Below are 25,533 nucleotides of genomic sequence, written 5' to 3'. Positions count from 1 at the left end.
AAAATGAAAAAGATAATTTTGAGCGGAATGAGACCTACTGGACGATTGCATATCGGTCATTTTGTAGGTGCTCTCGAAAACTGGATTAAACTTCAAAACGATTTCCAGAATTACCATTTAATTGCAGATTATCATGTTTTAACAACTTCTTTAGATACATCTAATATTGAAAATGACTCTATTGAAATGGCAATTGACTGGATTGCCGCAGGAATTGATCCCGAAAAAAGTCCAATCTTCAGACAATCACAAATCAAAGAGCACACAGAACTCCACTTAATTTTTTCAATGCTTATTACAACTGCCAGATTGGAACGAAATCCTACAGTTAAAGAGCAGGTTCGTGATTTAAAAATTGAAAACATAACTTATGGACATCTCGGTTACCCAGTTCTTCAAGCTGCTGATATTCTTTTATACAAAGGAAATTATGTCCCTGTTGGTGAGGACCAGGTGCCTCATATTGAAATCACACGAGAAATTGCAAGAAAATTCAATCAAACCTGGGGAGAAGTTTTTCCTGAGCCCGAACCGTTACTCAGTCAATTTGCAAGATTACCAGGTCTCGATGGAAATGCCAAGATGAGTAAATCGTTGAATAATGCAATTTTGATTTCCGATGAACCAGAAACAATTAAACAAAAACTTCGAAAAGCAGTTACAGATCCGCAAAAAATAAGAAAGAATGATCCAGGTAGACCAGAGATTTGTCTTGTCTTTACTTATCATAAAAAATTTAATCCTGATGAAGTTACTGAGATTGAAGCAGGTTGCCGAAGTGGATCGCTCGGATGCGTTGAATGTAAGTTAAAATGCTCTGAAAGAATTGCCAATTTCTTCGAACCAGTCAGAAACAAAAGAAAAGAATTGGAGACTAAACCTGAAAGAATTAAAGAAATTTTAATCGAATGTGAATCTAAGGCACGTAAGGTTGCTCAAGCCACAATGAATGAAGTTCACGAAAAAATGAAGTTTGGTTGATGCCTAATACAACTTACAAAGTTTCATTAAAAGATTTCGAAGGTCCGCTCGACCTTCTTTTGTTTTTTATTAAAAGAGATGAACTTGATATTTACGACATTCCGATCTCTAAGATTTTAAAAGAATTTATGGAGTACTTGCACTTTATTGAAGAACTTGATCTTGAAGTCGCAGGTGAATTCATTATGATGGCAAGTACTCTAATGCATATCAAAGCAAGAATGCTCTTACCAAGAGAAGTAAATGAAAAAGGTGAGGAGATTGATCCGAGAGAGGAATTGGTTAATAGACTTGTAGAGTATATGCGTTACAAAGAAATGACAACTCAATTATCTGAACTTGAAGCACAGAGAAGAAAAATTACATTTCGAAAATATTTCAAACACGATGAAGCAACGCCACCACACGATTTTGATGTCCTTCTTAAAAATATTACTCTTTATGATCTTGCAAAAGCATTCAAAAGAGTAATTGAATCATTACCAAAAGTAACTGAACATACAATCGTTAAACCTCCAGTCAGTACAGAAGAACAACTTGAATATGTAATCAATAAACTTGAGGAAAAAGGTGAAGTTGATTTTAAAGAACTTGTTTCAGGCATGACTGAGAAGCTGAGGATCATAGTTACATTTATTGTAATTCTCGAATTAATAAAAAATCGAGTGATAACGATTATCGGTGGGGAAGATTTTAATAATTTTGTAATCAAGAAACTATGAAAAGAGAATTAAAACATATTGTCGAAGCTTTAATTTTTGCATCCGATGAACCAATTGATACACAAACAATTGTAAACATCATTAAATCGGTTGATAAAGAAGAAGAACTCGAGCTTTATTCACTTGTCGAAAATGCAATTGAAGAATTAAATCAATTCTACGAACAAAACGGAGTTGCATTTAGAATAATTAAAATTGCGAAAGGTTATCAGTTCGCAACAAGACCTGAGTTTTCTCGATACGTTGGATTTATGAATACAGAGAGAAGGCAGAAACGACTCTCTCAAGCAGCGCTCGAGACTTTAGCTATAATCGCTTATAAGCAGCCAATCACAAAACCAGAAATTGAAAGAATCCGTGGCGTGAATGCTGATTATATTCTCTCAACTCTTTTAGAAAAAAATTTAATATGTATTAAAGGAAGAGCTGAAACTGTTGGAAGACCGCTTTTGTATGGAACGACTGATGAATTTCTGAAATATTTTGGTATAAGCGATATAAGCGATTTACCAAAGCCAAGAGAGATTGAAGAAATTCTAAGTGATGAGGCTTTTCTTGAACAGAAAAAAAGACTTCTAATGAATTTAATTGAAGAAGATCAACCAGAGTTAGATTTTGGTGAGGGTGAGAATAATAATGGTGATCAAGGAGGCAATAATGGAAAAGATGAGATTGAATAAATTTTTATCGGAAGCGGGAGTTGCTTCAAGAAGAAAAGCTGACGAGCTAATCCTTGAAGGCAGAATTGAAGTTAATGGAAAAGTTGTAACTCAACTTGGATTGAAAATAGATCCAGAGAACGATGAGGTAACTTTTGATGGTGAACCTGTCAAGTTGAAAAATTTTGTTTATTATCTTTTTCATAAACCAGCTGGATACATAACATCTTTGAAAGACGAGAAAGGTCGCAAAACAATTTTTGACATTATTAAAGTTAAAGAAAGAGTTTTCCCTGTCGGAAGATTGGATAGAGACACAACTGGTGTATTGATTTTAACTAATGATGGTGACTTCGCAAATTTTTTAATGCATCCGAAGAATAAAATTCCCAGAGAATACATCGCCACTCTTGATAAACCTTTTGAGGAGCCTCTGACTAAATTGAAAAAAGTTCATCTTGAAGATGGTATTGTCAATGTCGACTCTGTTGAATTTATTGATTCAACAAGAAGAAAACTTAAACTTATATTAAGAGAAGGAAGAAATCGTGTAGTGAAAAGAATATTTGGGAAATTTGGATATTCAGTGAAAGCTTTGCATCGATCAAGTTATGCAGGTTTTCGTGTGGATAAGGTTCCTGTAGGTAAATTAATTAAAATCTCACCTTCGGAAATAAAGAGGATTTATACCAAATATGATGAAAATTAAATCAATTCTTTTTTGCATTGTTATCTTAATTAATGTCTCATTTTCACAGGTTTTGCAGAAACCAGAACAAGATACATTACCAAAAGTTAAGTATTCTGACCTCAAAGAATTCTCAAAAGTTTTAGATGATATTTTTAATGATCCTGCATTTTCAAATGCTCATTGGGGAGTTGTAATTCAATCTCTTTCAACTGGGGAATATTTTTATCGTCGGAATGAACATAAAAATTTTATGCCTGCTTCAAATATGAAGCTTTTCACCACAGCTCTTGCGCTCTTGCAGCTGGGACCTGATTACACTTATAAAACTTCTCTCTTTCTCAATGGAAAAATTAGAAATGAAGAAATTAAAGGTGATTTGATTCTGAGAGGAGTTGGAGATCCAACAATTACTTCCAGATTTTACAATGGAGATGCATTGACTGTTTTTAATGCCTGGGCAGATAGTCTTTTGAATATGGGCATTGAAGTTATAACTGGAAATATCATTGCCGATGATGATGCATTTGAAGAAGAGGCGCTTGGTAACGGCTGGTCCTGGGATGATGAAACTTATTATTATTCAGCAATACCAGGCGGAGTTTGTTTTAATGATAATTGTATTGATATAAAAATAATTCCTGGAGAAAAAGTCGGGCGTAAAGCTATTATTGATATTTATCCTAAAACTAAATATGTAACCATCTTGAACGATGTTGTAACAGTTTCGGATGATTCAATTACCAACATTGATTTCTATAGAGAGAGAAACACAAACATTATTCAAGTTTTTGGAACAATCAGAAAATCAGAGATAGAGATAAAAGAATCAGTTTCAATCAATAATCCAACAAAGTTCACAGCTCAAGTCTTAAAAGAAGTTATCGAAAGTAAAGGCATTAAAGTTAAAGGACAGGCACTTGATAATGATGAACTAGGAATTGTTAGAGATTATCAGAAACTCACACCATTATTCACTCAAATTTCTCCACCATTGAAAGAAATTGTAAAAGTTGTAAATAAAGTAAGTCATAATCTTTATGCTGAACAATTAATGAAAACTATTGGTTATGAAAAATTGAAATTTGGATCTTTTGAAAATGGATTAAAGGCATCAGAAAATCTCTTAAAACAAATGGGAATTGATCCTGAGAATATCCAGATTGTTGATGGTTCAGGATTATCGAGATTAAATTTAATTACTCCTGCCCAACTAAATTCAGTGCTGAGATTTATGTATCGTTCAAAATATTTCAATGAGTTTTATGAATCTCTGCCAATTGCAGGAGTGGATGGTACAATTGCTAATCGAATGAAAAACACAAGAGCGATGAATAATGTACGAGCCAAAACTGGATATATAAATGCAGTTCGATCTCTTTCAGGCTATGTTACAACAACTGATGGCGAGATGCTCACATTTGTTATGATTGCGAACAACTTTCTTGTACCATTAAAACTCGCAGAAAACATTCAGGATTTAGTTTGTATTTTATTGTCAAACTTTTCAAGAGGGAATTTAAAATGAACAACGAACATCAAAATTTACATTTTGAAGATATAAATGTTTTAATTAAAAGAAGACTTGAAGAATTAGAGGAACTTAAGAAAAGGGGAATCAATCCTTATCCTTACAATTACGATGTAACTCATCGTTCAAAAGAAATTTTAGAAAATTATTCAGAGCTTGAAGGGAAGGATGTTTCAGTTGCAGGGAGGATAATGTCTCTCAGAAGAATGGGCAAAGCATCATTTGCTCACATAATGGATTTTGAAGGTAAGATTCAAATCTATCTTAAAAAAGATGATCTCGGTGATGCTTACGATATTTTTAAACTGCTTGACATAGGAGATATAATTGGCGTAAAAGGGTTTGTATTTAAAACAAAAACAGGTGAGACCACTATCCACGTAAAAGAATTAACTGTTTTATGCAAATCAATCAGACCCATACCAATTGCAAAAGAAGTTATTGATGAAAATGGAAATAAAATTATTTACGATCAATTCGCAGATAAAGAATTACGCTATCGTCAGCGATATGTTGATTTAATCGTAAACCGAGAAGTGCTTGATGTTTTTGTCAAACGAACAAAAATAATTCGTTACTTAAGAGAGTATCTTGATTCTTGTGGTTATTTTGAAGTTGAAACACCTGTTCTCCAACCGATTTATGGAGGTGCCGCAGCAAGACCATTTATCACTCATCACAATGCTCTTGATATGGATTTGTACTTAAGAATTGCTGACGAACTTTATCTAAAGAGATTGATTGTCGGAGGCTTTGAAGGTGTTTATGAAATCGCCAAGGATTTTAGGAATGAAGGAATGGATAGAGAGCATAATCCTGAATTTACGATGCTCGAGCTTTATGTTGCTTATAAAGACTATTTCTGGATGATGGAATTTGTTGAAAAACTAATTTCTCACATCGTGCAAAAGTTACACGGAACTCAAAAAATTTTAATTGAAGGTAATGAAATTGATTTTACTCCTCCCTGGAAAAGATATTCGATGGCTGAACTTACAAAAGAAAAACTGGGTATAGATATACTTAACGATGATTATGACTCTCTCTTCTCTTTTGCAAAATCAAGAGAACTTGATGTTGATAAAAATATCACTCGTGGAAAATTGATTGATGAAATTTTTAGTGAACTCGTTCAGCCTGATTTAATTCAACCTACATTTATTTATGATTATCCACTTGAACTTTCACCGCTTGCAAAGAGACACCGATCTCGACCAGATGTGGTTGAAAGATTTGAGGGATTTGTAATGGGTAGAGAACTATGCAATGCTTTTAGTGAATTGAATGATCCAATTGATCAAAGATTAAGATTTGAAGAACAAATGAAAATGAGAAAAGCAGGCGACGAAGAAGCACATATGTTTGATGAAGACTTCGTTCGTGCTCTTGAATATGGAATGCCTCCAACAGCTGGACTTGGAATTGGTATCGATAGACTTGTTATGCTTTTGACAAATCAACATTCAATCCGTGATGTGATTCTTTTCCCAACAATGAGACCTGAAAAATAAAATGAAAACATTCATTGTTTGGGTTAGTCTGATTGGAGTTTTATTTATTAATTCAAACGTTTTTTCTTTTTCAAAAATCAATAAAGTCTCCCCAAATGTCAGGCGGAGCTTGACGAATCCTGACCAATTAGTTTTGGCAGAAAGTGAAAAGTCACCCTTCGACAAGCTCAGGGTGACGCCCTTCGGCAAGCTCAGGGTGACATCGCTTGATGATCATAAAATGACTTCAATTAAAAACTCAAATGTCAGGCTGAGCTTGACGAATCCTGACGGATTAGTTTTGACGGAAAGTGAAAAGTCACCCTTCGACAGGCTCAGGGTGACGCCCTTCGACAAGCTCAGGGTGACATCACTTGATGAGCATAAAAAGACTTCAATTAAAAACTCAAATGTCAGGCTGAGTTTATCGAAGCCTGACAATGTTTTTTCAATTCGTGATGTCAGGCTGAGTTTGCCGAATCCTGACGAATTAGTTTTGGCAGAAAGTGAAAAGTCATCCTTCGACAGGCTCAGGGTGACGCCTGTTAATGAATTTGGAATGGCGCAAGACTTTGTTCTGCATCAACCAAACGATACAATTAAATCAAACGATGTGTATTACATTTTCAAGTATAAAGAACTTCAATCAATTCAACCTGTCAATTACAATTTAAAAACAAAAATTTACTTCGATCGTTTATTACTTGTAACTGCTCTCACTTCGGCATCGGTTGCTGTTGTTCATCACCATCAATCTAAAGCTTGGTGGCAGGGGACAAGAACAAAATTTCATTTCCAAAACGACTGGGAGTACGCTCTATGGATTGATAAATTAGGTCACTGGTGGGGTGCAACAGCTATTCAGCATTTGTTTTCTTCATCCTTAAGTTGGTCGAATTTTTCTGATGAAACATCGATGTGGCTTGGTTCAATATTAGCTTTGACTTACCAATTATATGTTGAAACTTATGATGGTTATGCTAAAGACTGGGGATTTAGTCCAGGTGATGCAATGTTTGATTTTGGTGGTGCTTTTTATCCACTGCTTCAATATTATATTCCACCACTAAAAAATGTTAATCTTAAATTGAGTTATTATCCATCTAAAAGATTATTGAAGAAAGATCCAAATGATGAACTTTATAGAAATAAATTTGTGATAGATGATTACGAAGGACAAAGTTTTTATTTGAGTTTTAAGATCAATAATATGCTTCCAGAAAATTTAGAAAAATATTGGCCCGATTTTTTGTGTCTTGCAATTGGTTATCAGATGAGAAACTGGAATGGCTACGCTGTTGCAGATCAAAATTATTACTTAACACTTGACTATGATTTCGAGCAAATTCCATTATATGGACAATTCTGGCAGTTTCTAAAAAATACATTTAATCTGATTCATTTTCCTGCACCAGGAATAAAATTTTCAAAGAAAAAAATCTATCTAACAATTACATACTAAATTGATTAGCATAATTATACCCACTCTGAATGAAGAAAAACTTTTACCAAAACTTCTCGATCAATTAAATGATCAGAAACTGAAGGCAAAATATAATTATGAGATTATTATCTCGGATGGTGGAAGCAAAGATCGGACGCTTGAAATTGCAAAAAATTATACGGATAAAATTGTAGTTCATAAAGCGACAAGACGACAAAAGATTTCTGAAGGAAAGAATGCAGGTTACAAAATTTCGTCAGGCGATCCGCTTGTTTTTATTTGTGCTGATTGCAGAATAGAAAACCCAGAGATGTTTTTTGATTACATATTAAATTTCGAAAAATCAAAATATCTTGCAGCAACATTCTGGTTCGATGTTTTTCCTGAAGAAAAAATTTGGAGTGATTTTTTATTTCATACATTTTTTAATTGGTTAGTAAAGCTGCTTAACTTCTTTGGTAATGGGATGGGTAGGGGAGAATGTCAGGTCATTAAAAGAGAAATTTTTGAATTAATCGGCGGTTATAACGAGGAACTAACTGCTGGTGAAGATTATGATTTATACACTCGAATAAGAAAGCTTGGAAAGATTGATGTGAACTTTAAAATTAAAATTTTTGAATCCCCAAGAAGATATCGGAAATTTGGATATTTAAGAATTCTTCTGATGTGGTTCAGAAATTCATTAAGAGTTTTTAAAATTATTAAAACTCAGGTTGAAGAATGGAAAGAAGTCAGATAAAGTTTTTAATAATTGTCTACTTTTTATTTTCTTTATCACTTAGAAGTCAGGGATTATATATTCCAGCAGATCATTCTGTTTATAGTTTTTTAGAGAGAATGGAAGCTGCAGGAATTATCGAAAATTATCAGAACGAAACTAAACCGCTGCTTAGATCGGTTATTGTAAATTATCTTTTAGAAATTTTTAATAAACGATTTCAGCTCAATTCCACAGAAAAAAATTTCTTGAATTATTATTTAGAGGAATTTTATTCGGATATATCAGGAAGTTTGGATAAATATGATATTCTTCTAAGTGATAAAAGTTATAATCCTTTTAGCAGTAGAGAAAAATTTATATATGCTTACTATGAGCCTTCTAACTTATCATTATTTGTAAAAGCACATTTAAACTTAGGCACTTATCTTTCCAAAAATGATTTGCCATCGAACTTTCTTGAAGGTGGTGGAAGATTTTATGGAAGCATTTCAAAATTTCTTGGATTTGAATTAGATGCTAAAAATGGAATAATAATTGGACAGAAAGCAAGTGCATTAAAAATTCATGACCTATCTTATAACTTTAAATTGAACGAAAAGCCTGAATCAAAATTCTTCGATCGAGCATATGGTTATATCTCAATTGAGACACCTTACATTGATTTCAAAATCGGAAGAGATAGAAAATTAATCGGTTATGGTTATAATAAATTAATCTTATCAGATTATCCGCCAGACTTTGAGGCGATTAATTTCAATATACATTACAAAAGTTTTTCATTTGAATATTTACATGGATGGTTGAAGTTTGCTTCAGAAAATCCTCAATTACAACAACAACCAACTTCACCCGCTCCTTACGAAAAAAAATATTTAGCATTACATAGAATTTCTTTTTCACCCGTAAAAAATCTAAGGTTTGGTATTGGAGAATCTGTGATTTATTTAAGAACATCACCGCAGCTTGATTATCTCAATCCTTTGAATTTTTATAAATCAATCGAACATCAGCTCGGTGATAAGGACAATGCTTTAATGTTTTTCGATGTTGAAGCAATTCCCATCAAAAATTTAAGATTATATTCAACTTTTTTAATCGATGATATTGATTTTTCAAAAATCGGAACAAGATGGTATGGGAATAAGACAGCTTTTAATATCGGAGCAAACTTTTACAAAGTAATTCCAGATTTTCCATTACATTTTTTGTTCGAATATTCTCGTATCGAACCTTATACTTTTACACACTACCTTCCCGAAAGAAATTATACAAATTATGGTTATTCACTTTCAACAGAACAACCGCCAAATTCTTATAAGATTGATTATGGAATTAATATAACTCCAGATCCCAAATTAGACCTCATTGCGATTTATTCTTTTACAAAATGGGGAAAAAATTATTTTGTTAATAATGATTTGATAAATGTCGGTGGGGATATTCAAGTAGGAAAAAGAACTGAAGACTCCGACTATGTTTCATTCCTAGATGGTAAAATCGAAACTGTCAACAGTTTCAAAATTTTGACTTATTATGAAATTGTAAGAAACATAAAACTTTCAGCAATGTTTAATTACGCAAAATTGAGTTCTCAATCATCATCTTTGATTTTATCAATCGGTTTAATATCTTTTTTGTAGAATAACAATTAAAAGGGTTAAAAATGAAAAATAGATTTGTTTATTTCTTTGGTTTGACAATATTGATTTTTGGAATACTTACTGGAATACAAATTCAAAAAGCAATTTCGACAGATAATTTTCAAGAGCAATTAAGGAAATTTAGTGATGTTTTGAGCCTTACAAGAAAATATTATGTAGATGATGTGGATTCTCAAAAACTTGTTGAGGCAGCAATTAATGGAATGCTCGGCGAATTAGATCCTCACTCTGTTTACATTCCGCCAAAACAACTTGAACAAGTAGAAGAAGAATTTAGGGGAAACTTTGAGGGAATTGGAATTGAATTTCAGATAATTAATGATACTATTGTTGTTGTTTCGGCAATTCCCGGTGGACCAAGTGAAGCTCTTGGAATTACTGCAGGAGATCGAATTGTAAAGATTAATGGTGAGCCTTATAAGAAAATTACAAACGAAGATGTTCGCAAAAAACTTCGTGGACCAAAAGGAACAAAAGTCGATGTAACAATTTATCGTCCATCTATACGTGAATTCCTTGATTTCACAATTGTCAGGGATAAAATACCTTTGTATTCTGTTGATGCTTACTTTATGGTTGATGATGAAACTGGTTACATCAGTCTCTCCAGATTTGCACAGACGACTTTCGATGAAGTAAAAGCAGCAATGGACAGTCTCGATAAAAAAGGAATGAGGCGCCTGATTCTGGATTTAAGAAATAATTCAGGCGGATATATGAGCGAAGCAGTGAAAATCTCTGATTTATTCCTTGATCAAGGAAAAATGATTGTTTATACAAAATCAAGAATTCCTGAGTTTGTTGAAGAGTATCGAGCAGTTAGACCGTTTAAGTATGAAAAATTACCAGTTATAATTCTCGTCAACAATGGTTCAGCTTCTGCAAGTGAAATTGTCTCGGGTGCAATTCAAGATTGGGATCGCGGTTTAATTGTAGGTGAAAGAACATTCGGAAAAGGACTCGTTCAAAGACAATTCACATTGAATGATAATTCAGCTTTAAGATTGACTATTTCCAGATACTATACTCCAGTAGGCAGATTGATTCAAAGAGATTATACAAAGAAAGATAAGATCGATTATTACCGTGAATCGATTGATACAGATACAACTGAAGGTGAAAATATTGAACATACATTAGAACAGGATACATCTAAACCAGTTTACATTACACCAAAAGGTCGAAAAGTATACGGAGGTGGTGGAATTACACCAGATTATATTGTTAAATCTCCTCCTTTGACAAAATATACTTCATCGCTTTTAAGAAAAAATTTATTCTATCAATACATTCTCTCTTATCTTGATAAGAATGGCAAAGCAATTCAATCTAAGTTTAAGTCATTCAAATCATTTAAGAACGAATACCAGATTGATGATAATCTGCTAAATGGATTTATAAATTATGCAAAAAGTCAGGGAGTTGAATTTAATAAAGAAGATTTTGATAAAGATAAAGATTACATCAAAGCTCGTTTGAAAGCTCAGATTGCAAGAAATTATTGGAGAAATGAAGGCTGGTATCCTGTATTGTTAGAAGTGGATCCACAATTCAAAAAAGCAATTACGCTATTTCCAGAAGCAGAAAAATTTGCAAAAGCAAAGTGATTTACATGAAGAAACTTTTAGTTTTAATCTTTGTTTTTACTTCAATCTATATCTTTGCACAAATAGGTGATAAAGTTAAAAATACTGATCCAATTAATCCTTCAGCTCTTCAAGTTGGAGAAGAATTGACTTATGTTGTAAGATACACTTTTATCCCAATTGGTGAGATAAAACTGAAAATTTTGAGGAAGTATAATAAAGATGGAAGAACAATTTACGAAACACGAGCTAATATTGATTCTTATGAAGGACTTCCTTTTGTAGATTTACATAGTGTTTATACGAGCCATGTAACTGATAAATTTTATTCTGAATTTTTCTTTGCCCTTGATAAACATTCATACGGCTGGACGTTTACAAAATATGACTTCGATTATAGGAAAGGTTATGTTGTCGCTCAAAGAGGTTTTCGTGAAGGATGGCAGGTACATTTTCATGATACAATTAAAATTCCTGGTCCTACTCAAGATGGTCTGTCAATTTATTATTACGCTCGTGGATTTGCGCGTCAACAAGGTTCGTATAATATTTTGACTTTTTTCAGAGAAAATCTTACTACAACCAGAATTAATTTTTACAAAGAAACTTATCCAGTCAAAATTGATGCGGTAGATTATGAAATCGATTGTGTAAGGCTCGATGGTGTTTTAGGTTACACAGGAATTTTTGGATTAACTGGAAATTATGAAGGTTATTTCACAAATGATGATGCTTGTATACCTGTAAAAGCATCTCTAAAAGTCATAATTGGGAATATTAATGTTGAACTAAAAAGTTGGAAAAGAGATGGCTGGAAACCTCCAAAAAGATCTTGAGAATTTAATCCATTACAATTTTAATGGGAAATTACCAAAATTGGGTGAAAATGTTTTTGTAGCTCCAGGAGTTAAATTGATTGGCGATGTAAGATTGAAAGCTTATTCCAATGTTTGGTTCAATTCAGTTTTACGAGGAGATATAAATTTTATCGAAGTAGGTGAATATACCAACATTCAGGATTTATGTCTTGTTCATGTAACAAAAGAGCTTCCTGCAATAATTGGAAATTATGTAACAATCGGTCATAATGCTGTTATTCATGCCTGTACGATTAAAGATAATGTATTAATTGGAATGAATTCGGTTGTTCTTGACGGTGCGGAGATTTCTGAGAATTGTATTGTTGCCGCTGGTGCAGTTGTAACTCCAAACTCAAAAATTCCGTCTGGCTCTTTGGTGGCAGGAGTTCCAGCTAAGATTATTCGACAGCTTACTGATAATGAGATCTCTCAAATACATCAGTCAGCTTTAAATTATGTTGAGTATGCTAATCAGATGAAAAATTCATTGAGCAAAGAAACATTATGAACTCATTTAAATTCACTAAACAAGAGATTGAAAAAATTTCTAAAGCACTCGGTGCTGAATTCAAAGAATATCAAAATCACTTCAGGCTTGAAGTAAAGAACGAAGAGAGAAAACTTTCTTTATTTGTTGAAATTTATCCTGAACTCGAAATGGGCAAGAATAAAGGTTCATTGATTTCTGTCTATGGACCAATTACACATCTTCAATTGCATTTTTGCACAGGTTATGTGATTAGCGATTTGCTCGAAGAAGTTACATTCATTTCTGAATTTGATGGAAAAGTTTCGGGATTGACAATTGAAAAAGAAGGCGGATGCTCATTATATGCAAATGTCGATCGAAGCATTTTATCTGGAGATTTCACTAAGCTCGGTCCTGAAGTAATGCTTTCAAGTATTGCTTTATCACTTGCGGAAGATATCTTAAAAGAAAATCAGAATGAGAAAACCAAAGATTGAAATTTTTTCTGATAAAAATTTTTTAATCGATAAAAAAAATTTAAAGAAAGTGATTAATCAAGTTTTGAATCTCGTTAGTAATAAATTTGAGCAAGTAGCTATCAATTTTGTAAATGATGAACAATTACTCGAGATGAACAAAAGACATCTAAATCATAATTATTATACTGACATTTTAACCTTTAAATTTTCTGACGATCCAATTTCAACGGAAATTTATATTTCATTTGAACGAGCTTTTGAAAATTCGAAAAAATATAATTCAACTTTTGAAGATGAAATTTTAAGGCTGATTTCTCACGGAATTTTACATTCAATTGGATTGAATGATTATTCCAGATCAGAAAAAATTAAAATGAGGAAAGCAGAAAATCATATTTTAAATTCTATCGAAAAGCTGCAGTTTATAAAAAAATTTAAGGTGAATGATAAATGGCAAAATATGTAGTGCTTGTTGAGTCTCCTTCTAAAGCAAAGACAATAAAAAAGTATCTTGGAAAAGACTACATTGTAGAAGCAACAGTTGGTCACATTAAAGATTTACCAAAATCCTCTTTAGGTGTAGATATTGAAAATGGTTTCAAACCAAAAATTATAAGCATCAAAGGTAAAACAGACATTCTCAAAAAAATAAAATCGCTCGCAAAAGAATCTGAAAAGATTTTCATCGCAACTGATCCCGATCGTGAAGGGGAGGCAATAGCTCAAGATATTTATGAGTCGATTAAGAATGGTGATAAAGAAGTTTACCGTGTTCTCTTTCACGAAATCACCGAAAAAGGTGTGAAAGAAGGAATGCAAAATCCAAGATCGATTGATTATAATCTTGTTGCCTCTCAAAGAGCAAGAAGAGTGATGGATAGAATTATTGGTTACAAAATCAGCCCCATTCTATGGAATACACTTCACTTAATTGAGTCTTCAGGAGACAGTGCACTTTCAGCAGGAAGAGTACAATCTGTCGCACTCAGATTGATCTGTGAAAGAGAAGAAGAGATACAAAATTTTGTCCCTCTTGAATACTGGTCTATTGTAGGTATCTTCCAGACTGAAAGTGGGGCAAAATTACAGAGCAAATTATTTTCTTTTGAAGGCAAAACTTATAAAATACCAGAAGAAAAATTCCAGGATGAAGAAGCGAAAAAGGAATTTTTCGAAAAATACTTTTATATACCAAATGAACAGTCAGCTTCGGAGTTAATTGAAAGATGTAAAAACGAAAATTTCAAGATCACGAGAATTGAAAAGAAAATTGTTAACAGAAATCCAGCTCCACCATTCACAACCAGTACATTACAGCAAGAGGCATCAAGAAAATTATATTTCAGACCAAGACAAACAATGCAATATGCTCAGAAACTTTATGAAGGCGTTGAATTAGGGAAAGATGAAATTGTTGGATTAATTACTTATATGAGAACTGACTCCGTCAGAGTGAGTGAGGAAGCAATTGCCTCTGCTCGAGAATTTATCGCCAAAACTTATGGAAATGATTACTTGCCAGAATCACCAAGAATTTATCAAAGTAAGAAACAAAATGTTCAGGATGCACACGAAGCAATCCGACCAACGAATTTGAAGTATACTCCTGAATATGTGAAGAAATATTTACCAAAAGAGTTGTACAAACTTTATGAACTAATCTGGAATAGATTTATTGCGTCTCAGATGAAACCAGCTCAATTCGAGCAAGTCTCTTTAGATATCACAGGCGGTGATTTCGTATTTCGTTCTACGGGGTCAACAATGTTATTCAAAGGTTACCTTGCTGTTTATGACGAAAATGGAGAAGAGAATCAAATTGATGAAGATATTAATGAGAATGAAAATCGAATTCCTCAGGGTTTAGCTGAAGGTCAATTAATGAATGTAATTGAATTAAAGAAAAATCAACATTTTACAAAACCGCCTGCAAGATATACTGAAAGCTCACTTGTCAAAGAACTTGATAACCTCGGAATTGGAAGACCAAGTACTTACGCAAGTATAATTAGTACTCTGTATGATAGAGAATATGTAGTGCAAGAAGACAGAAAATTGATACCAACTGAATTAGGTAAAAAAGTTAATCAACTTTTGGTACAAAACTTTGACCATATTTTTAATGTAAACTTCACTGCTCAAATGGAAGAAGAACTCGATGAAATTGCAGAGGGAACTAACAAATACGAAAATGTTCTGACTGATTTCTATGTTCCATTCAAGAATATACTCGACGAAGTAGAAAAAAAGATTGAAAAGCCAAAGTGTGACTTGTGCGGTGCAGATATGGAAATTAAAGTTGGACGTTTTGGAAGATTTCTTGCTTGCACTAATTATCCTACCTGTAAAAATGTTAAATCATTAAAGGATTTTTCTAAAGACGATAAATCTGAAACTCTGGAACATCTTGATGAAAAATGTCCGAAATGTGGAAATCCTCTCGTTTATAGAAACTCAAGGTATGGTAAATTCATTGGTTGTTCAAAATATCCAGATTGTGATTATACAAGACCAATAACACTCGGTATCAAGTGCCCTAAATGTAAAGAAGGTGAAATCACTCCACGATTCACCAAAAAACGAAGAATATTTTACGGTTGCTCAAGATATCCTGATTGCGATTATGTAAGCTGGAATAAGCCAACAGATAAAATTTGTCCGAACTGCAATAATGATTTACTTGTAATTGTAAAAACTGGTAAAAAAGAAAAATTAAAATGTAATTCTTGTGATTATACCGAAGAATTAGAGAATTCAAATTGAACGAAGTAGAAAAATACATAAAAAAATTTATCGAATATTCTAGAAGCTATAGAAAATTTTCAGAAAATACATTAGTTTCATATCAGAAAGACTTAAATAATTTTCTTTCATTTTTGTTTGAAAATAAGATCTTCGAAATCAACAATATATCAAAGAGAACAATACAAAGATTTATGATTTATCTCTCTGAAAAGAATTTGAGCCCTCGTTCAGTAAGCCGACACCTTAGCGCTGTGAGATCATTTTATAATTTCCTCTTATTCAATGATTTAGTTGATTTTAATCCAATGGAAGGTATCCAAAATCCAAAATTTGGAAAATATACTGTTAAATATCTTGATGAAGATAACCTGAACTTTACATTAAATGTTCTACAAAACAATGAAGAAGTTTTCCAGGATTATGTAATAATTGAGACACTTTATTCAACCGGAATGCGTGTTAGCGAAATTTGTAATCTCAAAAAGTCAGACATTGATTTTGAAAACAATTTTATAAAAGTAAAAGGCAAAGGAAATAAAGTCAGATTAATTCCACTTACAGAAAATTTGAAAAACATCTTTTATGAAATTGGACTCAACCGAGATAATAAAGATTATTTATTTCAAACAAAAAAGGGAGGAAAATTATATCCGAAATACATTGAAAGAGTGGTAAAAAAATATCTTTCTGAAATTTCAGAAGATGGGAAAGTTTATCCACATCTAATTCGTCATACTTTTGCAACTCACCTCCTTAACAGGGGAGCGGATATTAGAACAATCAAAGAGTTGCTGGGACATGAAAGCCTTGAAACGACTTCCATCTATGCTCATGTTAGCATTGAACATCTCAAAAACATTTATAAAAAAACACATCCAAAATCTTAATTATGGAGGAAACCATGAACGTTCAAGTTACAGCAAGAAGATTTAAAGCTCATGAATCACTTAAAGATTATGCCATTAAAGAGGTAAAAAGACTTGAAAAGTTTAACGACAATATCCATAAAGCAGATGTAATCTTAAGTTATCAACGAGCTCATGATAGTGTAAAAACAGCGGAGGTTGTTCTTCATTTAAATGGCAATAGTATCCTAGCCAAAGAATCAACTGATGATTTTAAAAAATCAATTGATCTTGCTGTAAATAAACTTGAACGTCAGCTTACCAAACTCAAAACCAAAGTCATAGAAAAGAAGAGGGCAGTAAGATCGAAGAAATGAACTATCTAAAAAATTTAGTCGAGTATCAAAAAGAATCCATTGATGTAGGTTTTTTCTATGAGAACTGCCATCGTTTATTCGGCTTAAATTTAATTGCCGAAAACGATGGCTTCTCTAAAAAAATAAGGGATAGAAGCATTCATCGACCTGGATTAGCTTTAGCTGGGTTTCTTGAATTATTCAGTTACACGCGTGTTCAGATTTTTGGAAACACTGAAATTAGATTTCTGCATTCTCTTAGTGATAAAAAAAGAGAAGAAGCATTAAGAAAATTTTTTGAATATGATATACCTTGCATTGTTTTTTCAAATAACCATGTACCAGATGAATTATTTCTAAATCTTGCTAAAGAGAAAAAAATTTCTGTTTTCAATTCAAATTTACCAACGACTAAAGTTGTCTATTTCTTAAGTGATTTTTTGGATGATCAATTTGCGCCCCAAGTCACAATTCACGGATCATTTGTAGATGTCTATGGGATAGGACTTCTTTTCGTAGGAAGATCTGGAATTGGAAAGAGCGAAATTGCTCTAGATCTTGTTGAAAGAGGTCACCGACTTGTAGCCGACGACGTTGTTTTTGCAACCCGGAAAGGTGAAGGAGTATTAATGGGTACAGGCTCAAAATTAATGAAACATTTTATGGAGATTCGGGGGCTTGGTTTAATCAATGTTGAAAAGATTTTCGGTGTCAGAGCAATTAGATATCAAAAACGAATTGAAGTTTTAGTGGTCCTGGAAGAATGGGATTCTTCAAAGGAATATACACGTACAGGTTTAGATCAAATAACAACAAATATTCTTGGTGTCAATATACCAACTGTTATACTTCCAATTTTCCCTGGAAAAAATGTAACAGTAATTGCAGAGATAATTGCATTAAACTATTTATTGAAACATTATGGTTATGACGCTGCTGTAGATATGAAAAATAGATTAGAGCAAGGAATTAAAAATAAATCTGAGAGAATAATCGATTATTTCGAACATGACTTTGAATAATTGACAATCTGAAAGTGTTTCTTTATTTTTGCGGCACAAATGAGAATTATAATTCATTTTAATAAATCCTCAAAAATAAGAGAGTTTAATAAAGCTCAGGTTACTACTTTTATTGCGGGGCTAATTATATTAGTCGTAGGGTTAATTGCAACCATTTTAAGTCTTTTAATTCATAATTCTTCATCTTCCATAATCAATGAAAATAGAAAATTAAAAAATACCATTACGGAATTAACAGCTAAATTAAATGAGATTCAAGGCACTTTAGCTAAAATTAATGAAACTGAAAGAAAGCTTTTACTTGCATCAGGGTTAGATTTAGATTTTGAATACGGAATTGGTGGCTCAGAAAACAATGATCTTAAAAATCGTATTAATGGAAATTTAAATAATTTAGGCACATTAAAATTTGAAACAGACCAGCTTCTTCAAAAGATTAAATTCCAGCAGGAAAAATTTGAAAAACTTGTTCAAACATTTAGTGAAAAGGAAGATTTAGCTAAACGTATTCCTGCTATTGTACCTATGGATGGAGTTTTTTCCGATCATGGATTTGGAATGCGAATACATCCAATTTTAAAAAGATGGAAAATGCATGAAGGACTTGATATTAATGGATTATACGGAACCCCGGTTTATGCAACAGGCGCAGGTGTGGTTAAATTCGTAGGCTGGAACGGAGGATTAGGTTTGTGCGTAGTAATAGACCACGGATTTGGATATGAGACTACTTATGGACATTTATCAAAAGCAAATGTTCGAGAAGGTCAAAAAGTTGTAAGATTTCAAAAAATTGGAGAATGTGGAAGTACGGGTTTATCAACAGGTCCTCATTTACATTACGAAGTTTCTTTTAATGGAGAAAAACAGAATCCTGTTTACTATTTCTTGAAATAAGTCAAATAAAGATGGGGGTTAAGTAATATGATTTGGACACTCGAATTAGCATCTTATCTGTTGGACGCTCCATGGCCAGCAACTAAAGCTGAACTTATTGACTATGCTAATCGTATCGGAGCTCCAAGAGAAGTTATAGAAAATTTAGAAGAACTTGAAGATTCAGATGAGATGTACGAAGGGATAGAGGATATCTGGCCCGACTTCCCAACAAATGAAGATTTCTTCTACTCAGATGAAGAAGAAGAAGAATATTAAAAATGTCTTATAATTTATGGGAAAATTTAATTATTCAGGAGAGGGCCAGACAGGCACTTCAAAAAATATTTTCACGTAAACATTACCCTCCAGCCATAATTTTTTTTGGTCAAAAAGGCATTGGTAAAGAAGCTCATGCTTTTGCTTTCGCACAATCAATAAATTGTAAAAAAAATAAATTTGACCCTTGTGGCGAATGTGAGAGATGCAAAAGTATTTACAATTTTTTATCTCCTGATGTCTATTTGATTTTTTCTTTGCCAACTTCTCAGACTGAAAAAAGTAAAGCCTTAAATAAAGTCAACTCATTCTTAGAAAAAAAAAAGTTAATCCTTACCTAAAATTAAGATTTCCAAAAGCTAACGAAATTACTATTGATCAAATTCGGGATTTAAAGGAAGCTCTTGCCATTTCCACACCTGAGATAAATAAGAGAGTTGTAATAATTTCAGAAGCAGAAAAATTAAATATAGAATCACAAAATGCTTTATTAAAACTCCTCGAAGAACCACGCCAGGATATTTTATTTATTCTTGAAACTCATACTCTTGAACCCATTCTTCCAACTATAAAATCTCGATGCTGGATAGTTAATTTTGTTCCTCTACAGGATAACGATGTTAATGATTATTTGGTGAAAAAGTTTGGAGACAAACTTTCTGAAAAAATTATAGACTATGCTATTTCTAAATTTGATGGCGAGAATTTAGCAGAAATTATTGAGGAATTATCTGAATTAAGTACTTCAGATTTCAACGAAATATCAGAGAATTTCTCTGAAGATAAACAATTTAGTTTTATTGATTTCTTTAGAATGATATACCTATCAAATTACTATAAAGCACTAAATTACCTTGATGAATTTAATATAATTTCAGATCGAAAAGAAAGTATTCAATTTACACAGAAATTATTGCGTTTCTGTTATCTGGTTCTTAAAACAAAGATTTCTGAAGAAAATAGAGATCAAAACCTCATCAAATTAGCTAATGTAATAGATGACAGTAACTTCAAGAAAGTTATTGAGTTCTTGACATTGGCTCAGAATTATTTAGAGAATTATATTAATTCCACTTTAATTTTTATCAGATTAATTCTTCTCATAAAAAACTCATTTCAAAAAAAATAAGAGGTCAAAAATGAAGGAAGTATTTATTTGTGATGCCTTGAGAACACCAATAGGTTCTTTTCTCGGTACTCTATCATCAATTCCAGCTCCCAAATTAGCAGCTGAGTTAATTAAAAAAGTAGTTGAAAGAAATGGATTAAAAGGAGAGGAAATTAATGAAGTAATCATAGGAAATGTTTTGAGTGCTGGTATTGGACAAGCTCCAGCGCGTCAGGCAGCTTTATTTGGTGAATTACCAGAATCTGTAGAGTGTATGACTATTAATAAAGTATGTGGTTCTGGATTAAAAGCTGTAATGCTTGCTGAGCAAGCAATTAAATGTGGTGATGCATCGTTAATTCTTGCTGGTGGAATGGAAAGCATGTCTAATGCACCGTTTCTTCTAAAAGGAATTAGAGAGGGAATTAAATTTGGTAACCAAAGTTTGTATGATTCAATGCTTTACGATGGATTAATTGATGTTTATAGTAATCTTCATATGGGTAATTGTTCCGAGCAAGTTGCAAAAGAAAAGAATATCACAAGAGAGGAACAGGATAGTTTTGCAATCGAAAGTTATAAGCGCGCTCTTGCAGCTCAAGAAAAAGGATTATTTAATGATGAAATTTTACCCATCTCAGTAAAAGATAAAATAGTTTCTGAAGATGAAGAACCGAAAAAAGTAAAATTTGAAAAGATTCCTTCATTGAAACCTGTATTTGAGAAGGATGGAACAATAACAGCTGCTAATGCTTCAAAACTGAATGATGGAGCAGCAATTACATTAGTTGCTGACGAAGACACAATAAAAAGATATAATCTTAAACCATTGGTAAAAATAATTTCACAAGCAGCTTTTGCAATGAATCCACAAAAATTTGCTTTAGCCCCCATCGGAGCTATAAAAAAATCTTTGGAAAAAGCAAAGTTAACCATAACAGATATTGATTTGTTTGAAATTAACGAAGCGTTTTCTATGGTTACAATAGCAGTTATGAAAGAATTAGGTATTCCACATGAGAAAGTAAATGTTAATGGTGGAGCAGTAGCGCTTGGACATCCCATCGGTGCATCAGGTGCCAGATTATTAACAACCTTGATCTATGAAATGAAGCGAAGAAATTCCAGATATGGTTTAGTTTCTTTGTGTATTGGTGGAGGTGAAGCTGTTTCCCTTATTGTTGAAAATATCAATTAAAAGGAGGAAGTCAAAATGGAAATTAAAAATATTGCAGTTATTGGTTCTGGAACAATGGGCAATGGTATTGCTCATGTTTTTGCTCAATATGGCTTTAAAGTTTTTTTAATTGATATCTCAAAAGAACTTTTAGATAAAGCCCTTTCAACAATTGCGAATAATCTTGATCGTATGATTAAGAAAGGAACCATCACAGAGGATGCAAAACAATTGACTTTAAACAATATCCAACCAATTATTGGAGTTGAGAATCTTAATCATCAGATTGATTTAGTTGTAGAAGCTGTAAATGAAAATTTTGAAATTAAAAAGAAGGTGTTTCAAGCAATAGAATCTAAATTAAGTGAACATACAATATTAGCATCAAACACTTCATCTATTCCAATAACAAAATTGGCAAATCTAACAAATAGACCTGGTAAATTTATCGGTATGCACTTTATGAATCCAGTGCCTGTTATGAAATTAGTTGAAATTATTCGAGGGTATCTGACTTCAAATGAAACTTTTGAAACTATTAAAGATCTTACCTTGAAGATTGAAAAGGTACCGGCAGAAGTAAATGATTATCCTGGATTTGTTTCAAATCGAGTTTTAATGCCAATGATAAATGAAGCTATATATTGTGTTTATGAAGGTGTAGCTACACCAGAGAATATAGATACAGTAATGAAATTAGGGATGAATCATCCAATGGGACCTCTTACTCTGGCTGATTTTATTGGTCTTGATGTTTGCTTAGCCATTATGGAAGTTTTGTATGAAGGATTTAATGATCCTAAGTATAGACCTTGTCCATTATTAAAGAAGATGGTTGCAGCAAATAAACTAGGTCGAAAAACTGGTGAAGGATTCTTCAAGTATTGAAAGTATTCGACAAAATATTAAAGATAAATTAGCTAAATTTAGATCAGCTGCATTGACTAATTATTCGTTTTTATTGGTCAGTGCAGCTGTAATTGGAATTGTAGTTGGTTTTGTATCGATTTCTTTTCATTATTTCATTGAGCGATTAAATACTTTAATTTTTAGCATTAGTTCTTTTTTCTCATTTCTACCGTTAATAGTTTTTGTTCCGTTTTTAGGAATGCTTCTTCAGGGATTATTATATAAATTTTTCCCTAAAGATTTTAAACGTCGAAGTGTAACGGATATTATTGTTTCTATATTATATCAAAAGGGGAATATAAAACTCAAAGATACTTTAATAAATTTTTTAGGTTCTGGTCTAAGTTTATCTACTGGATTGACCTTAGGACCGGAAGGACCTGCAGCACAAATTGGAAGTGGCATTTCCAGTAATTTAGCTAGATTAATAAAAATACACGATGAAAAAGTAAAAATTTTTACAGTTGCTGGAGCATCGGCTGCGATTTCTTCAATATTCAATGCACCTTTAGCAGGTGTCTTTTTCAGTATTGAATTGATTTTACTAAATGACATTTATACAACATATTTGTCTGTGATCATTGTTGCATCGGTGAGTTCAACTGCAATAACGAGAGCTTTTCTTGGAGATCTTCCGATATTAATAATTCCCGCTATAAAATTTGCAAATTATGCTTCTTTATATATTTTTATATTAATTGGAATTATAAGTGGATTATTCTCAATTGTTTTTTTAAAATACCAAGAAGTTTTGAAAGTGCTTTTCAACAGATTATTCCTAAGATTCTCAAATCAAAAGTATTTAATAATGGGAATAATTGGATTAATTTTTGGATTTACTTCACTGTATTTTCCAGAGATTTTTGGAATTGGATATAATTCGATCAATAAATTGTTTATTTCTCAATTTACAGCTATTTACTTAATTATTGTATTTTTATTAAAATTCATTTTCATAGGAATTATTTATAATTCTGGAGCATTTGGTGGTCTATTTGCGCCAGCTTTATTTTTAGGGGCTTTTATGGGTTCTTTTATTTTTCATATAATTAATCCAATACTTGAAATTCAGTCTGCATATTCAGCGGTTGTACTGTCATCTATGGGGGCTTTTCTTGCAGGAATACATTCTATACCAATTACAGCAATGCTTTTGATTTTTGAAATTTCTCGTGATTATACAATGATTTTACCCTTGATGCTAGCAGTTATAACAAGTAATATTTTGGTGCAGATTTATTATAAAACTTCGATTAATATTTACCATTTAAAATCACAAGGAATTAAAATTGATAAATCTAAATCTTTAAATATTTTAATGAATTACACTTTAAGCAATATTAAGCTGGAAGATCCAATTACAATAGTTGAGACTGAAAAAATAAATAAGGTAATTGAAAAATTTTTAGAGACTGATGCTGATCAAATTTATGTTGTTTCTGATCATAATAGCTTGAAAGGCAAAATTAATGAGAAAGATATTCGTATAGCAATCAGAGAGGATAAATTATTAAGTAATATTTTATTAGCTAAAGATATCTTTAAAGAAGTGAAGTTTAAGATTACGGTTGATAAAACTCTTTATGATGCGTTCATTTTAATGATTGAAAACAAATTGGATGAATTGCCGGTTGTCAGTTTGACAGGTAATAAATTATTGGGAATAATAAAAGTAGAAAACTTACTTGTATTTCTTAGTACTCACGAACAAGAGATTACAAAGGACATTTTTATTTAATAATTTGAAAATATAAATGTCAAATAATATCTATTATGTAAACTAATTTTACTCTTTTTTTATAACAAACCAAACTTAATTGCTAGATAAATAATTAGAATTATTATTAAAAAATAAATAATTAGACGATTATTCTTCTTTTTATAAAGATAAGACTTTCTTGCTATCTCAATACGATCTTTTAATTTTTGAGATTTATCTTTTTCGGGCTCATAATATCTTGGAATGTAGTCAAAACGCTTATGTTCAGGTCGTTTCATTAACATAACTTATTCCATCTCTTAAAAATTTAGCTTGTCTATTTAACAACACTATTTTTATTGACTTCATATCATTAGATCGAATTTCACCATCTGCATGAACATAAATGGGTAAATCAGAAGTTATAGAAATTTCTTTTGACCTAAAATAGTAAACAGAAGGATTTGTAATATGTTTACCAAAAATCGCTAATGGAAGAATTCTTAAAACTTTTAGCTTGCTTATTTTTTTTACAACACAAATATCTAACTCACCATCAACAGGACTAGCTGATGGAGTTAACTTAAATCCACCACCTGCAGTTTTTCCATTTCCAATCGAAATCATAAAAATTGGTTCAGATAATTTAAGTGAATTGGATTGAACTATTAAATTTCTAAATTTATATTTAACTAAAGTTATAAAAACACTTATCAAGTATAAAATAAGTCCTCTAACAAATTTAATTTCTTTGGCACGAGCAGCTACTTCAGCATCAAAACCAATCCCAAGGCTATTTGCAAAAAGGAAAGAAAATTTATTACCGGAGAATTCAGTAATCTCAGCGTAACCGATATCTATTTCTAACGTTTTTTCATCAAGAATTATTTCAAGATTTCGATAAAGGTTTTTTCTTAAACCTAGAGTTAAAGCAAAATCATTTCCCGATCCAGTTGGGAGCACGCCAAGAACTTTATTAAATATTTGTTCTGAATTAACTAATTCGTGAATTGTACCGTCACCACCAATAACGATCACACGATCAAAGTTTTGGGTAGTGTTTTTTATAATTTCGTTGATAGAATTTGGACCTGTAGTTTCAAGTAGTTCAAAATCAATATTTTTAGAGATCAGAAATCTTTTAATTTTTTCAATCAATTTTCTTGTTCTACCTTTTCCGGCCATTGGATTAGCAACAAATAAATATTTCATTATTTAGTTCC

Annotated in this window: 27 protein-coding genes; 25 read left to right on the top strand and 2 right to left on the bottom strand. The window is 32.0% G+C overall.

The genetic code is table 11. The annotated features are described in order from the left end of the window. The first annotated feature begins 3 nt into the window (after nt 1-3). Genes trpS through HPY57_01105 form a run of 25 tightly spaced genes read left to right on the top strand, consistent with a single transcriptional unit; the run spans nt 4 to nt 24,349 of the window. Nucleotides 4-981: a tryptophan--tRNA ligase gene (trpS, locus tag HPY57_01225; GenBank protein NPV10401.1), complete on the top strand. Its 978-nt coding sequence runs from the start codon at nt 4-6 to the stop codon at nt 979-981. Next, nucleotides 981-1,703 carry a segregation/condensation protein A gene (locus HPY57_01220; protein NPV10400.1) on the top strand — a complete coding sequence of 241 codons (723 nt, stop codon included), beginning with the start codon at nt 981-983 and terminating at the stop codon, nt 1,701-1,703. The genes trpS and HPY57_01220 overlap by 1 nt, the downstream gene beginning before the upstream one ends. After that, nucleotides 1,700-2,383: an SMC-Scp complex subunit ScpB gene (gene scpB, locus HPY57_01215; protein NPV10399.1), complete on the top strand. Its 684-nt coding sequence runs from the start codon at nt 1,700-1,702 to the stop codon at nt 2,381-2,383. Before HPY57_01220 ends, scpB begins: the two co-directional genes overlap by 4 nt. Beyond that, the gene (locus HPY57_01210; protein ID NPV10398.1) at nt 2,370-3,071 is read left to right on the top strand and encodes an rRNA pseudouridine synthase; all 702 of its coding nucleotides are present in this window, start codon (nt 2,370-2,372) and stop codon (nt 3,069-3,071) included. Before scpB ends, HPY57_01210 begins: the two co-directional genes overlap by 14 nt. Beyond that, nucleotides 3,058-4,578 carry a D-alanyl-D-alanine carboxypeptidase/D-alanyl-D-alanine-endopeptidase gene (gene dacB, locus HPY57_01205; GenBank protein NPV10397.1) on the top strand — a complete coding sequence of 507 codons (1,521 nt, stop codon included), beginning with the start codon at nt 3,058-3,060 and terminating at the stop codon, nt 4,576-4,578. The genes HPY57_01210 and dacB overlap by 14 nt, the downstream gene beginning before the upstream one ends. Further along, nucleotides 4,575-6,092 carry a lysine--tRNA ligase gene (lysS, locus tag HPY57_01200; protein ID NPV10396.1) on the top strand — a complete coding sequence of 506 codons (1,518 nt, stop codon included), beginning with the start codon at nt 4,575-4,577 and terminating at the stop codon, nt 6,090-6,092. Before dacB ends, lysS begins: the two co-directional genes overlap by 4 nt. Nucleotide 6,093: 1 nt before the next feature. Further along, nucleotides 6,094-7,533 (top strand): DUF2279 domain-containing protein, encoded by a 1,440-nt coding sequence (locus HPY57_01195; protein ID NPV10395.1) that lies wholly within the window; start codon nt 6,094-6,096, stop codon nt 7,531-7,533. A 1-nt stretch (nt 7,534) separates the two neighbouring features. After that, on the top strand, nt 7,535-8,257 hold the full coding sequence (locus tag HPY57_01190; protein ID NPV10394.1) for a glycosyltransferase: 723 nt from the start codon (nt 7,535-7,537) through the stop codon (nt 8,255-8,257). After that, complete coding sequence (locus HPY57_01185; protein ID NPV10393.1) at nt 8,239-9,879, top strand: hypothetical protein; 1,641 nt, start codon at nt 8,239-8,241, stop codon at nt 9,877-9,879. Before HPY57_01190 ends, HPY57_01185 begins: the two co-directional genes overlap by 19 nt. A gap of 23 nt (nt 9,880-9,902) precedes the next feature. Next, nucleotides 9,903-11,507 (top strand): S41 family peptidase, encoded by a 1,605-nt coding sequence (locus tag HPY57_01180; GenBank protein ID NPV10392.1) that lies wholly within the window; start codon nt 9,903-9,905, stop codon nt 11,505-11,507. Between the two features lie 5 nt (nt 11,508-11,512). Next, on the top strand, nt 11,513-12,322 hold the full coding sequence (locus HPY57_01175) for a DUF3108 domain-containing protein (GenBank protein NPV10391.1): 810 nt from the start codon (nt 11,513-11,515) through the stop codon (nt 12,320-12,322). Beyond that, nucleotides 12,294-12,854: a gamma carbonic anhydrase family protein gene (locus tag HPY57_01170; protein ID NPV10390.1), complete on the top strand. Its 561-nt coding sequence runs from the start codon at nt 12,294-12,296 to the stop codon at nt 12,852-12,854. Before HPY57_01175 ends, HPY57_01170 begins: the two co-directional genes overlap by 29 nt. After that, nucleotides 12,851-13,312, top strand: coding sequence for a hypothetical protein (locus HPY57_01165; protein NPV10389.1), 462 nt, complete (start codon nt 12,851-12,853; stop codon nt 13,310-13,312). The genes HPY57_01170 and HPY57_01165 overlap by 4 nt, the downstream gene beginning before the upstream one ends. Further along, nucleotides 13,293-13,760, top strand: a complete 468-nt coding sequence (gene ybeY / locus HPY57_01160) for an rRNA maturation RNase YbeY (protein NPV10388.1) — start codon at nt 13,293-13,295, stop codon at nt 13,758-13,760. The genes HPY57_01165 and ybeY overlap by 20 nt, the downstream gene beginning before the upstream one ends. Then, nucleotides 13,745-16,057 (top strand): type I DNA topoisomerase, encoded by a 2,313-nt coding sequence (gene topA, locus HPY57_01155; GenBank protein NPV10387.1) that lies wholly within the window; start codon nt 13,745-13,747, stop codon nt 16,055-16,057. The genes ybeY and topA overlap by 16 nt, the downstream gene beginning before the upstream one ends. Beyond that, complete coding sequence (locus tag HPY57_01150) at nt 16,054-16,926, top strand: tyrosine-type recombinase/integrase (protein NPV10386.1); 873 nt, start codon at nt 16,054-16,056, stop codon at nt 16,924-16,926. The genes topA and HPY57_01150 overlap by 4 nt, the downstream gene beginning before the upstream one ends. Nucleotides 16,927-16,940: 14 nt before the next feature. Continuing rightward, a complete protein-coding gene (gene raiA / locus HPY57_01145) occupies nt 16,941-17,261 on the top strand; it encodes a ribosome-associated translation inhibitor RaiA (protein NPV10385.1) in 321 nt (106 codons plus the stop codon). Further along, entirely contained in the window at nt 17,258-18,262 is a 1,005-nt protein-coding gene (locus HPY57_01140) for an HPr kinase/phosphorylase (protein NPV10384.1), read from the top strand. The genes raiA and HPY57_01140 overlap by 4 nt, the downstream gene beginning before the upstream one ends. A gap of 39 nt (nt 18,263-18,301) precedes the next feature. Then, on the top strand, nt 18,302-19,159 hold the full coding sequence (locus HPY57_01135) for a peptidoglycan DD-metalloendopeptidase family protein (protein ID NPV10383.1): 858 nt from the start codon (nt 18,302-18,304) through the stop codon (nt 19,157-19,159). Between the two features lie 27 nt (nt 19,160-19,186). Next, a complete protein-coding gene (locus HPY57_01130) occupies nt 19,187-19,417 on the top strand; it encodes a DUF2795 domain-containing protein (protein ID NPV10382.1) in 231 nt (76 codons plus the stop codon). A 2-nt stretch (nt 19,418-19,419) separates the two neighbouring features. Next, the gene (locus HPY57_01125; GenBank protein ID NPV10381.1) at nt 19,420-19,758 is read left to right on the top strand and encodes a hypothetical protein; all 339 of its coding nucleotides are present in this window, start codon (nt 19,420-19,422) and stop codon (nt 19,756-19,758) included. Further along, on the top strand, nt 19,725-20,546 hold the full coding sequence (locus HPY57_01120; GenBank protein NPV10380.1) for a hypothetical protein: 822 nt from the start codon (nt 19,725-19,727) through the stop codon (nt 20,544-20,546). Before HPY57_01125 ends, HPY57_01120 begins: the two co-directional genes overlap by 34 nt. 10 nt (nt 20,547-20,556) lie before the next feature. Continuing rightward, on the top strand, nt 20,557-21,723 hold the full coding sequence (locus HPY57_01115) for a thiolase family protein (GenBank protein NPV10379.1): 1,167 nt from the start codon (nt 20,557-20,559) through the stop codon (nt 21,721-21,723). A gap of 21 nt (nt 21,724-21,744) precedes the next feature. Further along, complete coding sequence (locus HPY57_01110; protein NPV10378.1) at nt 21,745-22,590, top strand: 3-hydroxybutyryl-CoA dehydrogenase; 846 nt, start codon at nt 21,745-21,747, stop codon at nt 22,588-22,590. Then, nucleotides 22,568-24,349 carry a chloride channel protein gene (locus HPY57_01105; protein ID NPV10377.1) on the top strand — a complete coding sequence of 594 codons (1,782 nt, stop codon included), beginning with the start codon at nt 22,568-22,570 and terminating at the stop codon, nt 24,347-24,349. Before HPY57_01110 ends, HPY57_01105 begins: the two co-directional genes overlap by 23 nt. 59 nt (nt 24,350-24,408) lie before the next feature. Here the strand turns inward: HPY57_01105 and HPY57_01100 are convergent, their stop codons facing one another. Next, the gene (locus HPY57_01100) at nt 24,409-24,615 is read right to left on the bottom strand and encodes a hypothetical protein (protein ID NPV10376.1); all 207 of its coding nucleotides are present in this window, start codon (nt 24,613-24,615) and stop codon (nt 24,409-24,411) included. Continuing rightward, the gene (locus HPY57_01095; protein ID NPV10375.1) at nt 24,596-25,522 is read right to left on the bottom strand and encodes a diacylglycerol kinase family lipid kinase; all 927 of its coding nucleotides are present in this window, start codon (nt 25,520-25,522) and stop codon (nt 24,596-24,598) included. Before HPY57_01095 ends, HPY57_01100 begins: the two co-directional genes overlap by 20 nt. Nucleotides 25,523-25,533: the final 11 nt, after the last annotated feature.

It is taken from the genome of Ignavibacteria bacterium, assembly GCA_013177855.1.
Lineage (GTDB): Bacteria > Bacteroidota > Ignavibacteria > Ch128b > Ch128b > Ch128b.
Note: the sequence above shows the minus strand (reverse complement) of the source record. Positions and strands in the feature narration are given on the sequence as shown.

Excerpts from the sequence above, each read along its gene's own strand:
- HPY57_01095 (NPV10375.1), bottom strand. The coding sequence starts at position 25,522 with ATGAAATATTTATTTGTTGCTAATCCAATGGCCGGAAAAGGTAGAACA.
- ybeY (NPV10388.1), top strand. The coding sequence starts at position 13,293 with ATGAGAAAACCAAAGATTGAAATTTTTTCTGATAAAAATTTTTTAATC.
- HPY57_01180 (NPV10392.1), top strand. The coding sequence starts at position 9,903 with ATGAAAAATAGATTTGTTTATTTCTTTGGTTTGACAATATTGATTTTT.
- HPY57_01220 (NPV10400.1), top strand. The coding sequence starts at position 981 with ATGCCTAATACAACTTACAAAGTTTCATTAAAAGATTTCGAAGGTCCG.
- HPY57_01195 (NPV10395.1), top strand. The coding sequence starts at position 6,094 with ATGAAAACATTCATTGTTTGGGTTAGTCTGATTGGAGTTTTATTTATT.
- HPY57_01125 (NPV10381.1), top strand. The coding sequence starts at position 19,420 with ATGTCTTATAATTTATGGGAAAATTTAATTATTCAGGAGAGGGCCAGA.
- lysS (NPV10396.1), top strand. The coding sequence starts at position 4,575 with ATGAACAACGAACATCAAAATTTACATTTTGAAGATATAAATGTTTTA.
- HPY57_01115 (NPV10379.1), top strand. The coding sequence starts at position 20,557 with ATGAAGGAAGTATTTATTTGTGATGCCTTGAGAACACCAATAGGTTCT.
- HPY57_01135 (NPV10383.1), top strand. The coding sequence starts at position 18,302 with ATGAGAATTATAATTCATTTTAATAAATCCTCAAAAATAAGAGAGTTT.
- HPY57_01130 (NPV10382.1), top strand. The coding sequence starts at position 19,187 with ATGATTTGGACACTCGAATTAGCATCTTATCTGTTGGACGCTCCATGG.
- dacB (NPV10397.1), top strand. The coding sequence starts at position 3,058 with ATGATGAAAATTAAATCAATTCTTTTTTGCATTGTTATCTTAATTAAT.
- HPY57_01165 (NPV10389.1), top strand. The coding sequence starts at position 12,851 with ATGAACTCATTTAAATTCACTAAACAAGAGATTGAAAAAATTTCTAAA.
- raiA (NPV10385.1), top strand. The coding sequence starts at position 16,941 with ATGAACGTTCAAGTTACAGCAAGAAGATTTAAAGCTCATGAATCACTT.
- topA (NPV10387.1), top strand. The coding sequence starts at position 13,745 with ATGGCAAAATATGTAGTGCTTGTTGAGTCTCCTTCTAAAGCAAAGACA.
- HPY57_01185 (NPV10393.1), top strand. The coding sequence starts at position 8,239 with ATGGAAAGAAGTCAGATAAAGTTTTTAATAATTGTCTACTTTTTATTT.
- HPY57_01100 (NPV10376.1), bottom strand. The coding sequence starts at position 24,615 with ATGTTAATGAAACGACCTGAACATAAGCGTTTTGACTACATTCCAAGA.
- HPY57_01210 (NPV10398.1), top strand. The coding sequence starts at position 2,370 with ATGAGATTGAATAAATTTTTATCGGAAGCGGGAGTTGCTTCAAGAAGA.
- HPY57_01140 (NPV10384.1), top strand. The coding sequence starts at position 17,258 with ATGAACTATCTAAAAAATTTAGTCGAGTATCAAAAAGAATCCATTGAT.
- HPY57_01175 (NPV10391.1), top strand. The coding sequence starts at position 11,513 with ATGAAGAAACTTTTAGTTTTAATCTTTGTTTTTACTTCAATCTATATC.
- trpS (NPV10401.1), top strand. The coding sequence starts at position 4 with ATGAAAAAGATAATTTTGAGCGGAATGAGACCTACTGGACGATTGCAT.
- HPY57_01170 (NPV10390.1), top strand. The coding sequence starts at position 12,294 with ATGGCTGGAAACCTCCAAAAAGATCTTGAGAATTTAATCCATTACAAT.
- scpB (NPV10399.1), top strand. The coding sequence starts at position 1,700 with ATGAAAAGAGAATTAAAACATATTGTCGAAGCTTTAATTTTTGCATCC.